The sequence below is a fragment of the Streptomyces sp. NPDC057543 genome, from assembly GCF_042801895.1.
Taxonomy (GTDB): Bacteria; Actinomycetota; Actinomycetes; order Streptomycetales; family Streptomycetaceae; genus Streptomyces.
Window position 1 is genome coordinate 1 of sequence record NZ_JBHVFF010000219.1, and the last position, 14691, is coordinate 14691.

At 71.4% G+C, this 14691-nt stretch carries 13 protein-coding genes and 1 other RNA gene; 2 read left to right on the plus strand and 12 right to left on the minus strand.

Annotated elements, in window-relative coordinates; all coding sequences use genetic code 11:
• Positions 1-40: 40 nt before the first annotated feature.
• The 6 genes from ACFU8Q_RS29405 to ACFU8Q_RS29430 form a co-directional block, all read right to left on the minus strand.
• On the minus strand, positions 41-322 hold the full coding sequence (locus ACFU8Q_RS29405; RefSeq protein ID WP_003968811.1) for an HU family DNA-binding protein: 282 nt from the start codon (positions 320-322) through the stop codon (positions 41-43).
• 313 nt (positions 323-635) lie between these two features.
• Positions 636-2069: an NAD-dependent malic enzyme gene (locus tag ACFU8Q_RS29410; RefSeq protein ID WP_384459289.1), complete on the minus strand. Its 1434-nt coding sequence runs from the start codon at positions 2067-2069 to the stop codon at positions 636-638.
• Positions 2070-2561: 492 nt separating this feature from the next.
• Positions 2562-4997, minus strand: coding sequence for a HelD family protein (locus ACFU8Q_RS29415; RefSeq protein WP_384459292.1), 2436 nt, complete (start codon positions 4995-4997; stop codon positions 2562-2564).
• Positions 4998-5075: 78 nt separating this feature from the next.
• Positions 5076-5918 (minus strand): anti-sigma factor family protein, encoded by an 843-nt coding sequence (locus ACFU8Q_RS29420; RefSeq protein ID WP_384459295.1) that lies wholly within the window; start codon positions 5916-5918, stop codon positions 5076-5078.
• Positions 5915-6508: a sigma-70 family RNA polymerase sigma factor gene (locus tag ACFU8Q_RS29425; protein ID WP_384459298.1), complete on the minus strand. Its 594-nt coding sequence runs from the start codon at positions 6506-6508 to the stop codon at positions 5915-5917. The genes ACFU8Q_RS29420 and ACFU8Q_RS29425 overlap by 4 nt, the downstream gene beginning before the upstream one ends.
• Positions 6509-6635: 127 nt before the next feature.
• Positions 6636-7346 carry a CGNR zinc finger domain-containing protein gene (locus tag ACFU8Q_RS29430; RefSeq protein ID WP_384459301.1) on the minus strand — a complete coding sequence of 237 codons (711 nt, stop codon included), beginning with the start codon at positions 7344-7346 and terminating at the stop codon, positions 6636-6638.
• Positions 7347-7466: 120 nt separating this feature from the next.
• Here ACFU8Q_RS29430 and ACFU8Q_RS29435 point away from each other — a divergent pair, with 120 nt between their 5' ends.
• Complete coding sequence (locus ACFU8Q_RS29435; protein WP_384459304.1) at positions 7467-8021, plus strand: GNAT family N-acetyltransferase; 555 nt, start codon at positions 7467-7469, stop codon at positions 8019-8021.
• A gap of 15 nt (positions 8022-8036) precedes the next feature.
• Here the strand turns inward: ACFU8Q_RS29435 and ACFU8Q_RS29440 are convergent, their stop codons facing one another.
• The 3 genes from ACFU8Q_RS29440 to ACFU8Q_RS29450 form a co-directional block, all read right to left on the minus strand.
• The gene (locus ACFU8Q_RS29440) at positions 8037-8603 is read right to left on the minus strand and encodes a GNAT family N-acetyltransferase (RefSeq protein ID WP_384459307.1); all 567 of its coding nucleotides are present in this window, start codon (positions 8601-8603) and stop codon (positions 8037-8039) included.
• 23 nt (positions 8604-8626) lie between these two features.
• On the minus strand, positions 8627-9775 hold the full coding sequence (locus ACFU8Q_RS29445; protein WP_384459320.1) for a uroporphyrinogen-III synthase: 1149 nt from the start codon (positions 9773-9775) through the stop codon (positions 8627-8629).
• Between the two features lie 241 nt (positions 9776-10016).
• Positions 10017-11021 (minus strand): LysR family transcriptional regulator, encoded by a 1005-nt coding sequence (locus ACFU8Q_RS29450; protein ID WP_384459310.1) that lies wholly within the window; start codon positions 11019-11021, stop codon positions 10017-10019.
• 84 nt (positions 11022-11105) lie between these two features.
• On the opposite strand from ACFU8Q_RS29450, the gene ACFU8Q_RS29455 reads away from it, so the two are divergent.
• Entirely contained in the window at positions 11106-12362 is a 1257-nt protein-coding gene (locus tag ACFU8Q_RS29455) for an MFS transporter (RefSeq protein WP_384459313.1), read from the plus strand.
• 99 nt (positions 12363-12461) lie between these two features.
• Here ACFU8Q_RS29455 and ssrA read toward each other — a convergent pair.
• The 3 genes from ssrA to ACFU8Q_RS29470 all read right to left on the minus strand — a co-directional run bounded on the left by ssrA (position 12462) and on the right by ACFU8Q_RS29470 (position 14645).
• Positions 12462-12831: a transfer-messenger RNA gene (gene ssrA, locus ACFU8Q_RS29460) on the minus strand.
• Between the two features lie 119 nt (positions 12832-12950).
• Entirely contained in the window at positions 12951-13439 is a 489-nt protein-coding gene (gene smpB / locus ACFU8Q_RS29465; protein WP_351073540.1) for an SsrA-binding protein SmpB, read from the minus strand.
• 18 nt (positions 13440-13457) lie between these two features.
• A complete protein-coding gene (locus tag ACFU8Q_RS29470; protein ID WP_384459317.1) occupies positions 13458-14645 on the minus strand; it encodes a S41 family peptidase in 1188 nt (395 codons plus the stop codon).
• Positions 14646-14691 lie beyond the last annotated feature (46 nt).

Here is a 14691-nt window from a genome sequence, read left to right on the forward strand (position 1 = left end):
CCCTTGGTCGGGTGACCGCCCTTCGTCGCGCCTGTGGGGCTTACTTGCCCTTGGCGGCTTCCTTGAGCTTGGAGCCCGCGGAGACCTTCACGCTGTAGCCGGCCGGGATGTTGATCGGGTCGCCGGTCTGCGGGTTACGAGCGGTGCGAGCGGCACGGTGGGTGCGCTCGAAGGTCAGGAAGCCGGGGATGGTGACCTTCTCGTCGCCCTTGGCGACGATCTCACCGACGGTCTCGGCGAGGGCGGCCAGCACGGCGTCGGCGTCCTTGCGGGTCACCTCGGCGCGGTCGGCCAGGGCGGCCACCAGCTCACTGCGGTTCATGTTGTTACTCCCGTGTTCTTCTTGCCTGTGAGGCGTGAGATCGAAGCCGATGCTGCCAGGGCCCTCGGACAGTCCCCGGACCCGGGTCTGTCGTCAGACCCTCGCGCCCGATTACGCATCCTGCCCCCACCTGCGGCGGTAACGCCAATCCGGCACCCTCCGGAGTCACACGAAAAGCACCCTCGCCTCGTCGTGGTGACGTTCCGTCGACTCTCCGAAAGCAGTCCGCAGCGGATGCGGGGCTATGCGGGACGCGCCGCCCGCCCACCCTAAAGGGGCGTTTGGGGCGCCGCGACCCGCGACGCGCCGTAGCTCAGGCCAAGCTGGGGCCTGCCGCACCGCCACCCTCGGTCTTCGCCGCGTCGCGGACGGCACCGGCGACCGCTCCCGCGACCCTGTCGTTGAAGACCGACGGGATGATGTAGTTCGCGTTCAGTTCGTCCTCGGCGACGGTCTCGGCGAGGGCGCCCGCCGCGGCGAGCATCATCTCCGTGTTGACGGTACGGGACTGGGCGTCCAGCAGACCGCGGAAGACACCCGGGAAGACCAGCACGTTGTTGATCTGGTTCGGGAAGTCGGAGCGGCCGGTGGCGACAACTGCCGCCGACCGGCGGGCGATTGCCGGGTCCACCTCGGGGTCCGGGTTCGCAAGCGCGAACACGATCGCACCGTCCGCCATGGCGGCGACATCGGTGCCGTCCAGCACGTTCGGGGCGGAGACGCCGATGAAGACGTCGGCGCCCACCACGGCCTCCTTGAGGGTGCCGGTGATGGACTCGGGGTTGGTGTTGTCGGCGATCCAGCGCAGCGGCGAGTCGGCGCCGGCGGAGACGAGGTCCTCGCGGCCCGCGTGCACCACGCCGTGGATGTCGGCGACGACGGCGTACTTGACGCCCGCGGCGATGAGGAGCTTCAGGATGGCCGTACCGGCCGCTCCGGCGCCGGACATGACGACCCGTACGTCCCCGATTCCCTTGCCCACCACGCGCAGTGCGTTGGTCAGCGCGGCCAGGACCACGATCGCGGTGCCGTGCTGGTCGTCGTGGAAGACGGGGATGTCGAGGGCCTCGCGCAGCCGTGCCTCGATCTCGAAGCAGCGCGGGGCGGAGATGTCCTCCAGGTTGATGCCCGCGAAGCCGGGGGCGATCGCCTTGACGATCTCGACGATGGCGTCGGTGTCCTGGGTGTCCAGGCAGATCGGCCAGGCGTCGATGCCGGCGAACCGCTTGAAGAGGGCCGCCTTGCCCTCCATCACCGGGAGGGCGGCCATCGGGCCGATGTTGCCGAGACCGAGCACCGCGGAGCCGTCCGTCACAACTGCGACGGAGTTGCGCTTGATGGTGAGGCGACGGGCGTCCTCGGGGTTCTCCGCGATCGCCATGCAGACCCGGGCCACACCCGGGGTGTAGATCATCGAGAGGTCGTCACGGTTGCGGATGGGGTGCTTGGACGCCATCTCGATCTTGCCGCCGAGGTGCATCAGGAACGTACGGTCGGAGACCTTGCCCAGCACGACACCCTCGATGCCGCGCAGGTTTTCGACGATCTCGTCCGCGTGCGCGGTGGAGGTGGCGGCGATGGTGACGTCGATCCGCAGCTTCTCGTGGCCGGAGGCGGTCACATCGAGGCCGCTGACCGAACCGCCGGAGGACTCCACGGCCGTGGTGAGCTGGGAGACCGCTGTGCCGCTCGCGGGCACCTCCAGCCTGACCGTCATCGAGTACGAGACGCTGGGCGCCGTTGCCATGGCCGAGTCCTTCGCTTTCCTTAGCTTCTTTGCCGCGCGGCCGGGGCGCTCACCTCGGTCACGCTTCCCGATCGTCGCACCTACTGGCTGGTAGCCGGTAATGAGTGCCATGTTTCGGAAAGTAGTTTCCACCATACGAGAGATGACCGCTTCAGCGGAACCCCCATGGTCCGCGGCATCCTGCTCCGGTGGTCCCCGGCATCCGGAGTCCGTGGTCCGTGGTCCGTGAACAAGACCCGTGGTCCCGTAAACAAGAACAGACCCGCGCCACCGGAAAGTGACGCGGGTCTGTCTTCTTGGTCAAGCGGCACCGACCCGCCATGCTCGCCTCGCGGCAAGTGGTCGCTCGAAGCGACGAAGGTTGGGCCCGGGGGCTTGGATCGAGCCGGTGCCGACACCAGGCTAACAAACACCCCGGGGATGCGATTCCCGTGGGACGGACGGATTCAGAAATCCGTCCGCCCGGTGGTATCTCCGCTCCCCGTCCCGGCGTCAGTCCCTCAGCAGGTCCGGGACGCCGTCCTCGTCGGGCAGGTCCCGCTCCCCCGAGACCACCGTGAGCTGCTGCGTCGCCCGCGTCAGCGCCACGTACAGCACCCGCAGACCGGCCGGGGACTCGTCCGCGATCTCCGCGGGCGAGACGACCACCGTGGCGTCGTACTCCAGGCCCTTCGCCTCCAGGCTGCCCAGCGCCACCACCCGCTCACCGAGATCGGCGAGCCAGTCGCGGGCCTGCGCCCGGCGGTTCATCGCGACGACCACGCCCACCGTGCCGTCCACCTCGGCCAGCAGCCGCCGCGCCTCCTCACGCACCGAGGCGGCCAGATCGCCGTCCCTTACGGTCTCGAAGCGCGGCTTCACGCCCGTGGAACGGACCGCGGCCGGTGACTCCATCCCGGGCATCGCGAGCGCCAGGACCTTCGAGGCCAGCTCGGCGATCTCCGCCGGGTTGCGGTAGTTGACCGTGAGGGTGAAGCGGCGGCGCGGCCGGTTGCCGAGCGCCTCGTCGCGCGCCCGGGCGGCCTCGTCCGGATCGGACCAGGAGGACTGCGCCGGGTCTCCGACGATCGTCCAGGTGGCGTGCCGGCCGCGGCGGCCGACCATGCGCCACTGCATGGGCGTGAGGTCCTGCGCCTCGTCGACGATGACGTGCGCGTACTCCGTGCGCTCCGCAGCCAGCCGCTCGGCCCGCTCGCGCTGGGTCTCCTCGCGCTGCGGCATGAGCTCCTCCAGACCGGAGAGCTGGTCCAGCGGATCGAGGTCGCGCTTCTTCTTCGGCCGGTACGGGGTGCCGAGCAGCATCTGCAACTCGTCGAGGATCGCCACGTCATGCACGGAGAGCGGCCCGTTCCCATTTCTGTCGAGCCGCTTCAGGGAGCGGGCGAGGCGGCGCACCTCGCCCTGGTTGAGGACCCGGCGCGCCCAGCGGCCGAGCCGCTTCTCGTCGGCCATCGCGGCAAGCACCCCGCGGGGGGTGAGTTCGGGCCACCAGGCGTTCAGGAAGTCGAGGAAGGGGGCCTCGGTGGAGACGTCCTCGTCGAAGGAGGAGCGCAGCTCGGCGGCCAGTTCGGGGTCGGTGTAGCGGCCCCGGCCGGAGGACTTGTTCCACAGGGCGTCCAGGAGCATTCTGCGGGCGCGCGGGCGCAGCAGGTTGACCGGGGCGGTGCCGCCGAGGACGGACTGCCGGATGCGGTGCAGCTCGTCGGCGTTCAGCTCGACCCGGGCGCCGAAGGCGACGACCCGCAGTCGGGTGGGGGTGGCCGGGGGCTCACCGGCGCGGCCGGTCGCCTCGGATTCATCGGGTACGCCGGTCGCGCCGGTTTCTTCGGTTGCGTCGCCGAAGGACAGCTGGCCGTCCCGGTCCGCCGCCGCCCTGCGGGTCGTGCCGGGCTGTTCCAGTGCGCCGCGTGCCGCCTTGCGCACCACCTGGAGCATCCGGGAGGAGCCCTTGATCCGGGCGACGGCGGGATCGTCGTACGTGGTGGCGCCCTCGACGCCGGCCGCCTCGTCGGAGAGCGAGCCGACCGCGCGGATCGCGACCTGTCCCTCCTCGCCCAGCGACGGCAGCACGCCTTCGGTGTACGCGACGAGGAGCGGGGTCGGCGAGACGACGAGGATGCCGCCCGCGTACCGGCGCCGGTCCTGGTAGAGGAGGTACGCGGCACGGTGCAGGGCGACGGCGGTCTTGCCGGTGCCGGGGCCGCCGGAGACCTCGGTGACGGACGCGGCGGGGGCCCTGATCACCAGGTCCTGTTCGGCCTGGATGGAGGAGACGATGTCCCGCATGGTGTGGCTGCGGGCCTGCCCCAGCGCCGCCATCAGGGCGCCGTCGCCGATGACCGGGAGCTTTTCGCCGCCCAGGCACGCGGTCAGCTCGGGGCGCATCAGGTCGTCCTCGACGCCGAGGACCTTGCGGCCCTTGGAGCGGATGACCCGGCGGCGGACCACTCGTCCCGGCTCCTTCGGCGTCGACCGGTAGAACGGTGCGGCGGCCGGTGCGCGCCAGTCGATGACCAGGGGCGCGTAATCGGCGTCGAGGACTCCGATCCGGCCGATGTGCAGCGTCTCCGCGATGTCGGCGGAATTGTCGTCGCGTACGGCGTCGTCGGCCGGTTCGACGGAGGTGTACGCACCGTCCGGACCGCGTTCGCCGTCCTTGCCGAGCAGCAGATCGATCCTTCCGAAGAGGAAGTCCTCGAACTCGCTGTTCAGCCGGTTGAGGTGGATCCCGGCCCGGAACACCTGGGCGTCACGCTCGGCAAGCGCTCCCGGGGTACCGACCTGGCCGCGCTTGACGGCGTCATTCATGAGAAATTCCGCCTCGTGGATCTTCTCTTCGAGGCGGTGATAAACACGGTCGAGATGTTCCTGCTCGACACCGATTTCCCGGTCCCGCAACGAATCGACAGCGGCATCCTGCGCGGCCACCGAGGCCCCCTTCTGACGTGCATTTGGGCAGCCGTCAACTTTATGCGAAAGGGTGGCCGCCGCGCACCTGCCATACGATCACGCCTTGATCTCCACCAGCCGCCTGCCCTCGAACGTACGCACCTCGAAGTGGTCGATGTCGCCGCGGTCCATGGCCGCGCCGCCGTGCACACGGAGCGGGTACGTCGCGGCCCGGTACGGGGATTTCTCGATGCCGTACCCCCACTTCGGTACGGACCAGGAGGTGACGGCCTCCTCCTCGCCGGTCTTCGAGACCGCGATCAGGCGGCACTTCTCCGGGCCGGTGACGTTCCTGAGCTCCAGCACGGTGTCGGTGCCCCAGGCCTTCTTCTCCATGCCGATGGTGGCGTCGACCTTCGTGGTGGGGTCGGTGGCCCGCACCTTGTCCGTCATACGAGAGAAGGGGGTGTCGTCGACGGGCCCGGTGGGGTGCGGGTCGGCCGCCCGGGCAGAGGTGCCGTCGCCGCCGGTCGCCAGGACGGCGACGACCGGGCCGCCGATGATCAGCGCCGCTGCCGCCGCCACCAGATACCTGGAGCGGCGCCTGCGCCCGGCCCGCCCGCGGGCCACCTCCTCGACCAGCCGGTCGAGCATCCGGGGCGCGGGCGGCTGTGCGACGTACGGGACAAGGCGGGCGCCCGGCCCGGCGGCCGGAGCATCGGCGAGCGTCGCGAGCACGGGTTCCAGGCCGGCGAGCTCGTCGAGACGGGCGCCGCACAGGTCGCAGTCGGCCAGATGCGCCTCGAAGGCGGACGCCTCGGCATCGTCCAGCACGCCGAGGAGATACGCACCGGCGGCGTCATGGCCGGGCTCCTCGTTCCGGGGGCCACCGGGACTGCGGGGACTGGAGGGACCCGTGGTGGACCTGGGGCCGAATGGCTCCCACTCGTCGTCACTCATGCCGTGATCCCCCTCTCTTCGAGTGCGAGCTTCATCGAGCGCAGTGCGTAGAAGACCCGGGAGCGCACCGTCCCGCTCGGAACGCCCAGCACGTCGGCCGCCTCGTTGACCGTACGTCCCTTGAAGTAGGTCTCGACCAGTGCTTCCCGGTGGGCGGGGGTCAAATCGTCGAGCGCGTCCGAGAGCGTCATCAGCCGCAACGCTCTGTCCAGCTCGTCCTCGGCGGGAATGACCTCCAGCGGCGACGGATCGACCTCGTGCGGCCGGGCCTGCCTGCTGCGGTGGCCGTCGATGACGATGCGCCGGGCCACTGTCACCAGCCACGGCCGGACGGAGCCGGTGGCCCCGTCCAGCCGGCCGGCGTTCTTCCAGGCGCGGATGAGCGTTTCCTGCACCACGTCCTCGGCGCGCTGCCGGTCGCCGGCGACGAGGCGCAGCACGTACGCGAGCAGAGGTCCGGCGTGTTCGCGGTAGAGCGCCCGCATCAGCTCCTCGTCGGGGACGTCGGGCGAGGACCGGGACGGCCCACCGCGATGCCGGGCCCTGTACGGACGGTCATCGGCCACGGCCGCATCCTTGCGCACCCGCACCTCCCGGTCGAGACCCTGTGGAGCTCCCTGGCCATCGAGTACGGAGGGGGACCGCGATCCATTCAAACCGGTCCCGAGATTCTTTCCGGTCCCGAGATTCTTTACCGTCTCAAGACTCTGTGCGGTCTCAAGACTCTGTGCGGTCCCAAGACTCTTTGCGGTCCCAAGACTCTGTGCGGTCCCAAGACCCTTTGCGGTACGGCGCTCCCTCGCTCGCACCCGCGACCGCTTCCACAGCCGCGTCCACGACCGCCACGGCTGCCGCCCTGCGCCGGTGCCGGGCCACCCGCTCGCGGTTGCCGCACACCTCGCTGGAGCACCAGCGGCGTCGGCGGCCGCGCGAGGTGTCCAGGTAGAGGCGGTGGCAGTTGTCGGCCTCGCAGCGGCGCAGTCCGGCGCGTGCCTCGGGGTCGGTCAGGAGCTCGACGGCGTCGCGGGCGACGGCGGCCAGCAACGCCCCGCATTCGGGATCGGCGCTCAGTGTCCGTACCAGCGTGCCGCTCCTGCCGCGCACGGCCCGCAATCCCGGGGGCGCGGCCGCGGCGAGCGCGTTGACCCGCTCCAGAGCGCTCTCGGCTCTGCGACCGCCGAGTTCGGCGGTCAGCAGGCGGTCGACGCCGGTCCTCAACTGCCGGAAGCGCACCACCCAGGTGTCGTCCACCGCGTCGAGGCGGGTGCCGCTCGGTACGAGTCCGGCGGCGACCAGCCACTCCGCGAGCCGCTCGGCGCCGTCGAGCAGTTCGCAGGCGCCGGAGGCGCCGGCTGCCGTCGCCACCAGGTCCAGGCAGGGCCGGCCGGAATCGAACCGCCGGTCGTACGAGCGCTTGCCCGCCGCCATGCGTGAGTCACCGCCTCGGGGTCTCCGGTCGGGGGTCTCCCCCAGAGTGCCCCTCAAGGTGCCCGGCCGGAACCCCTGCCACCGCGCGGTTCGGCACGGGCGGGGCCGTACGGTGTCCCGATGACCGACGATCTCCGCGCCGCCACCCCGACGGCCGGGCCCCTGCTGCTCCGACCGTGGCTGTCCGACGACATACCGGCCCTGGTCGAGGCGTACCGCGATCCCGCGATGCGCACCATGCTGCTCACGCGGGTCGCGGACGAGACGGAGGCGCGGCACTGGCTGCGGGTGCAGCAGGAGGGCCGGAAATCGGGCAGTCGCTTCAGTTTCGCGGTGGTCGATCGCGATCGCGACGACGAACTGGTCGGCCATGTGGCGCTCACGTACCCGGCACCGGGCTCGGGCAGCGCGGAGGTCGCCTACTGGACGGTGGCGTCGGCACGCGGCCGCAGGGTCGCTCCGAGGGCGCTCGGGGCGCTCACCGACTGGGCGTTCGAGGCGTTCGCCGGTGAGGGGCTCGTGCGACTGGACCTGCTGCATCGTGTGGAGAACGAGGCGTCCTGCCGGGCCGCGGAGAAGAGCGGTTACGGCTTCGCGGAGGTTCTTCCGGCGCGGCCGCCGTGGCCGCTGGACCGACACCGGCATGAGCGTGTGCGTGCCGACGGCGTCCGATAGCCGTTCCGGCGGCCCTTACACCAGCAGCGACGAACCGTCGTACAGGATCCGCTGGAACAGCCGGTGGTCGCGCCAGTCGCCGTTGATGTGCAGGAAGCGCGGGGCCACGCCGTACTGCTCGAAGCCGCACTTGGCGAGCACCCGCTGCGACGCGACGTTGTCCAGCAACGTCCCCGCCTCGACCCGGTGCAGGCGCAGCCCGTCCCTGGCCACCTCGCAGACCCGCTGCACGGCGGCCGTGGCCAGACCACGGCCCGCGTGCTCGACATCGACCCAGTAGCCCAGAGTCGCACTGCGGGACGGCCCGAGCACCAAGGCGTTGAGGTTGAACCCGCCCACCGCGCGGTCCTGTTCATCGGCGAGGACCCAGGCCACGGCCCGTCCCGCGTCACAGTCCGCGAGCAGACCGGCCAGACGTTCCCGCTGACCCTGCTCGGTGTAGAAGGCGTCGGGCCGCACGGGCTCCCAGGGCTGCATGTACGCGCGGCTGCGGGTCAGCGACACGGCGAGGGAGGCGGCGTCGGCCGGGGTCGCGGGACGGAGTCGTATCTCCGCGTCGATCCGGTGGATGTCGTTCATCATCCGCTCACACTATCCAGGCCCGGTCAGGCCTCGTTCTCGTCACCAGGGCCGTCCCCCGTCGTATCCAGCGCCAGCCGGTAGCCGCGCTTGACGACCGTCTGGATGAGGCGGGGCGCGCCCAGTGCCGTACGCAGCCGCGCCATGGCCGTCTCCACCGCGTGTTCGTCCGTGCCGCTGCCGGGCAGCGCGCGCAGCAGGTCGGCGCGGGCCACCACCCAGCCCGGCCGGCGGGCCAGGGCGTGCAGCAGGGCCATTCCCGCAGGCTGCACCGGACGCAGTGCGCCGTCGACGATCACGGCGTGGCCGCGGATCTCGACCCGGTGCCCGGCGATCGGCAACGGCCGCACCCTGGCCGGGAGTTCGTGGCACAACAGCTGGACGAGCGGGGCGAGCCGGAAGCGTTCCGGCTGGACGGTGTCGATGCCGCGGGCCCGCAGCGGCAGGGCGGTGACCGGTCCGACGCAGGCCACGAGGACGTCGTCCCGCAGCGCGCTCAGGAGCTCCGGGAGCAGCCCGCGCTTCTCGGCCCGGCCGAACAGCGAGGCGGCGGCGGGGGCGCTGGTGAAGGTGAGAGCGTCCAGGCCCCGGGCCAGGGTGGTGTCGAGCAGCCGGTCGAGCGGGGCGATGTCCTCCGGGTCCGCCCAGCGGTAGACGGGTACGGCGATCACCTCGGCTCCCGCGTCACGGAGCGACTCCACGAAGCCGGGGAGGGGCTCGCCGTGCAGCTGGACGGCGATGCGGCGCCCCTTCATGCCCTCGTCCAGGAGTCGGTCCAGCACTTCGGCCAGGGACTCGGAGTCGGCCGACCACGCCTCGGTCAGCCCGGCGGCCCGGACGGCGCCCTTGACCTTGGGGCCGCGGGCCAGCAGCTCGGCACCGCGCAACGCCGCCGCCAGCCGGTCACCGAGGCCCCAGCCGTCGGCGGCCTCGATCCAGCCCCGGAAGCCGACCGCGGTGGTGGCGACGACCACGTCGGGAGCGGCGTCGACGACTTCCCGGGTGGCGTCGAGGAGTTCGGTGTCGTCCGCGAGCGGCACGATCCGCAGGGCGGGCGCGTGCAGGACGGCGGCCCCCCGTCGTTCCAGCAGCGCCCCGAACTCCTCCGCGCGGCGCGCTGCGGTGACCCCGACGGTGAAGCCCGCGAGTGGCCCGTGCTGTTCGTCCTCGTGCATGTGGTCCACCCGGCTCTCGTCCCGCTGCTGCCCGACGGCCGAGCCTGCCAACCATGCGTGACAGGCTCGGTTCACCCGTATTTCCCGTGCGTTACGGCACCCGACATCGAACAGCCATGATCGCGCAACGTCGCCGCCGGGCCGGGGAGCTCGACGGCACGGGAACGGCAGAGTCCGGTCCGGTCCGGTCCGGCGAAGGTATACCGCCCGCACCCTCGCCCTCGGTGCCCGGGCCCCGCGATCAGGCAGTCGTCAGCATGAGCGACGCATCGATCTCGGGCAGCCAGCTTCCGGCGGGCCGCTCCATCCACCCCTCCTCCGCACCCAGTTGAGCCGCGGCTTCGCGCAGGGCGTCGAGACCGGGGTGACGCAGCCCCTTGCGCCAGACCAGCAGGAACGGGGAGAGCGGTACGGGCCGGACCAGCGGTCGCAACACGGTGCCGGGCATCGGAGGGAAGTCGATCACGCACAGGATCGGGTAGCGCGGCGACTTGGCCATGACCCGTTGGAACTCGGCCACACCGATCGCGAGTGGGACGGGGGGTGCCAGCGCGATGCCCCGTTCGGCGAAGAGCAGCCGGGCAAGGTCCGTCCACTCCGGGGTGCGTGGGTTCCCGGCCCCCGCATAGACGGTCTCGCCCGCCAGATCGTCCAGCGCGACGGTCTCGTGCGCGGCGAGGGGGTGATCGGCGGGGAACAGCACGGCCATCGGCTCGTACCGGACCGGCTGCACACCGAGCCGCGCCAGCACCGCGGGGTCGAGTCCGGCGGCCCGGCCGAACGAGACGTCGAGCCGCCCGGCGAGGATCTCCCCCGCGGCCCAGGTGAGTCCGCTCTCGAAGCGCGCCATCAGCTCGCATGCCGGGGCCAGCTCCCGTGCGCGGGCGAGGACGCGGGCGGCGGTCATGCCGTCGGTGTTGAGGTCGACGAAGAGCGGTCTGACCGCGGGATCGGCGAAGGCGGCGGCAAGATCGTCGTGCGCCTCCAGCACCCGCCGCGCGTACGGGAGGAGCCGGTCACCGTCCGGGGTGAGCGAGACCTGCCGGGTGGTCCGTACGAACAGCTCGGCGCCCAGTTCGCGCTCCAGCCTGCGGATGTCCCGGCTCAGCGCCTGCTGCGCGATGTAGAGCCGGGCCGCGGCACGGGTGAAGTGCAGTTCCTCGGCGACGGCGACGAAGGCCCGGAGCAGCCGGGGATCAGTATGGGTATGCGTCTGGGTGCCGGTAGCGGCAGCGGAGGAGGCCACTCCCCAGAATTTACAACACAGATGCGTTAATCGGTACGGAGAAGGTGTTGGACCCCGTGGGCCGTGCGCCCCGATGGTGGATCAATGCCGTACGAGAGAACACCGTCCACCGACCCCCTTCTTACCGTCACCGGGGACCTGCTGGTCATCGCCCCGCGCACCGCCGCCCCCGCCCGGCCGGCGCCCACCAACCCGTACCGCCGCCTGCTCGCCACCCCGGGCGCCCGCGCCTTCACCGCGGGCAATCTCCTCGCCCGGCTCCCCATGGGCATGTTCAGCGTCAGCGCGGTGATCATGATCGCCGGGTCGCGCGGCTCGTACGCCCTGGCCGGTGCCGTCACGGCGACCGGCCTCGCCGCGACGGCCGTGGTCGCGCCCTGGACGGCCCGGCTCGTCGACCGGTACGGACAGGCCCGCATCGCCGTGCCCGCCACCGCGATCGCCGCGCTCGGATCGCTCGCGCTGCTGCTCTGCGTGCACTACGGCGCCCCGGCCTGGACCCTCTTCGCCTCCTACGCCGCGACCGCCACCACGCCCAACACCGGCGGGATGTCCCGGGCCCGCTGGGCCCATCTGTACCGGGGCGATCCGGCCGCCCTGCACACCGCGAACTCCTTCGAGCAGGCGGCCGACGAACTCTGCTTCATGCTCGGCCCGGCCCTCGCCGCCCTGCTGTGCGCGGCGCTCTTCCCGGAGGCCGGAACGCTCGCCGGGGCGATCCTGCTGATGACCGGCGTACTGATCTTCGCCGCCCAGCGCGCCACCGAACCACCGGTGGCACCCCGCACCACCCGCTCCGGCTCGCCGCTCCGCGCCCCCGGCATGCCGGCCCTGCTCGCCGTCTTCCTCGCCACCGGTGCGGTCTTCGGTTCGATGGAGGTCGTCACGATCGCCCACGCCGGGGGCGCGATCCTGGCCCTCCAGGCGGCTGGATCGTGTGTGGCGGGGCTGCTGTACGGATCGCTGCGCCCGGCCGGGGCCATCCGGCGCCGGCTGCTGGGCTGCCTGGCGGGAATGACGGCGCTGATGTCGCTGCCGCTGCTCGCGACCGCCTCCGCCGATTCTCTCCTCGCCCTCGCGGGCGCGCTGCTGCTGGCGGGCGCGGCGACGGCCCCGACGATGGTCACCGGCATGACACTGGTGCAACGCCTCACCCCCGAGGGCCAGTTGAACGAGGGCATGACTCTGGCCGTGACAGCGCTGCTGGGCGGGATCGCCGCAGGTTCGGCAACCGGAGGCTGGCTGGTGGAGCACACCGACCCGGTGTCGGGCTATGCCGCGCCGGTGTGCGCGGCAGGGCTGGCGCTGGCCGTCGCGGCGGCCGGGGTCCGGCGGAGGTAGGGCCTCCCGTTCGGATCACCCCGGGCACGCTCCGGGCGGCGGGAACAAGAACGAGGACCCCGTTGCCGGTGGGCAACGAGGTCCTCGTTCACATGGGAATTGTGGAGATGGCGGGAATCGAACCCGCGTCCAACGGTGCAGAATCAGGGCTTCTCCGTGTGCAGTTCGCTGCGATTTTCTCGGCCCCGGAGATCACGCGAACAAGTCTCCGACGGGCTCAGTCACTGTTTGATTTCCTTCCAGGCCCCGTGACCGGGTCTAGAAGTTTAGATCCCTTGATGATGCCAGGATCCGGGTCGGGATCACCCCCGGGCTGACACTTCGCAAGTCGCTACTTAGGCAGCGAGGGCGAAGGAATCGCGCTTGGTGTTGGCGATTATTGGTTGCGACATATGGTTTACGAGATCATTGCCGCTTCCTCGACACGCTTCCCCTGCTTCGACATCCGCTGTCGAAACCGATCATCCCCATGTTGTGTTTTCAATGTGTGCACCCGCTGTGGAGTGCAGTGCCATCGTACGTGACCAACGCACGACGATGCCAGCCTATTCCTGCGGGCCGTCGCCGGCCCCGCCCGCACGCCCCCGGCTACGCGCTGCGCTGGCGCCGGCGCGCTGCCGAGATCGCGCGGTTCGTCTCCCGCAGGTCCTGCTTCTCGCGCAGGGTCTGCCGCTTGTCGTACTCCTTCTTACCCTTGGCGAGCGCGATCTCGACCTTCACCCGGCCGTCCTTGAAGTACAGCGCGAGCGGCACGATCGTGTGACCCGTCTCGCCGGACTTCGACTCCAGCTTGTCGATCTCCGCCCGGTGCATCAGCAGCTTGCGCTTCCGCTTGGCCGAGTGGTTGGTCCAGGTCCCCTGCACGTACTCCGGGACGTGGATGTTGTGCAGCCATGCCTCGCCGCCGTCGATCTGGACGAAGCCGTCCACGAGCGAGGCCCGGCCCAGCCGCAGCGATTTGACCTCGGTACCCATGAGTACGAGACCGCACTCGTAGGTGTCGAGGATGTGGTAGTCGTGCCGCGCCTTCTTGTTCTGCGCGATGAGCTTGCGCCCGGTGTCCTTTTCCTTAGCCATAGTGCGGCCATTTTCGCACTACGACCCACCCCCGAGGCCACTCAATACTGTCTCGGCCCGCCGTTCGGCCCGAGAGGTGACCGCGAGGTCCGGCGTTATGCCGCGGCCGTCGACGCCGCGGCCCGCCGGGGTGCGGTAGTGGCCGACGGTCAGCTCGGCCACCGAGCCGCCCGGGAGCTTGCTGGGCATCTGGACGGAACCCTTGCCGAAGGTGCGCGAGCCGACCGTGACGGCGCGGCCCCGGTCCTGGAGCGCGCCGGTGAGGAGCTCGGCGGCGCTCATCGTGCCGCCGTCGATGAGGACGACGAGGGGGCGGGCGGTGTCGCCGCCCGGCTGCGCGTAGAGGGCGCGCTGTTCTCCGTGCACGTCGTACGTGGCGACCAGGCCGCCGTCCAGGAAGGCGGAGGCGGCGGTGACGGCCTCGGTGACCAGGCCGCCGGAGTTGCCGCGGAGGTCGAGGAGCACCCCGGCACCCGCCGGTGCGTCCCGGACCGCGTCACGGACCCTGTCGCCCGAGCCCCTGGTGAACGAGTCCACCTCGATCAGTACGGCCGACGAGGGATCGGAACGGTCCGGTCCGATGCGACGGACGGTGACGGCCTCGGTGCTGAGCCTGGCCCGGCGCAGTGACTCGGTCCGGAGCCTCGCGCCCCGCTGCACGCCCAGTACGACGGTGCTGCCCGCGGCCGCCTCCGTACGGTCTCCGCGCAGCAGGGCGACGACCTCGGCGACGGGTCGTTCGTCGACCCGGCGACCGTCGACCGTACGGAGCAGATCGCCCGGCTCGATGCCCGCGCGGTCGGCCGGTCCGCCGGGCTGGACCCGGGCCACCTCGACCCGTCCCGCGGCGGAGCGCTTGGCCGCGATCCCCACGCCGGTGTACGAGCCGTCGAGGGCCTGCTCGAACTCCTCGTACTGCCGCTCGTCGTACACCGCGCCCCAGCGGTCGCCGCTGCGGCTGACGACCTCCTCGGCCGCTTCCTTGCCGGACTTGCCGTCGGCCACGGCCCGGGCGGCGGCGTCGGCCACCTCGGCACCTTCGACGGTGGAGGCGACGTAACGCGCGGCGATGTCCGAGGACTTCGCCGCGCCGTGCGGCAGCGAGCCGGTGGCCGCCGCGGTCGCCAGCACGGTCGCGAAAACCAATGTCAGGGCCGCCCCGCGGCGCACACCGCGGGGCCCGAAACACTGCGCGGGACCCGACATGGCGATGAGTGTAGGACAACGCCCTTGTGGCGCACGGCCGGTTGGC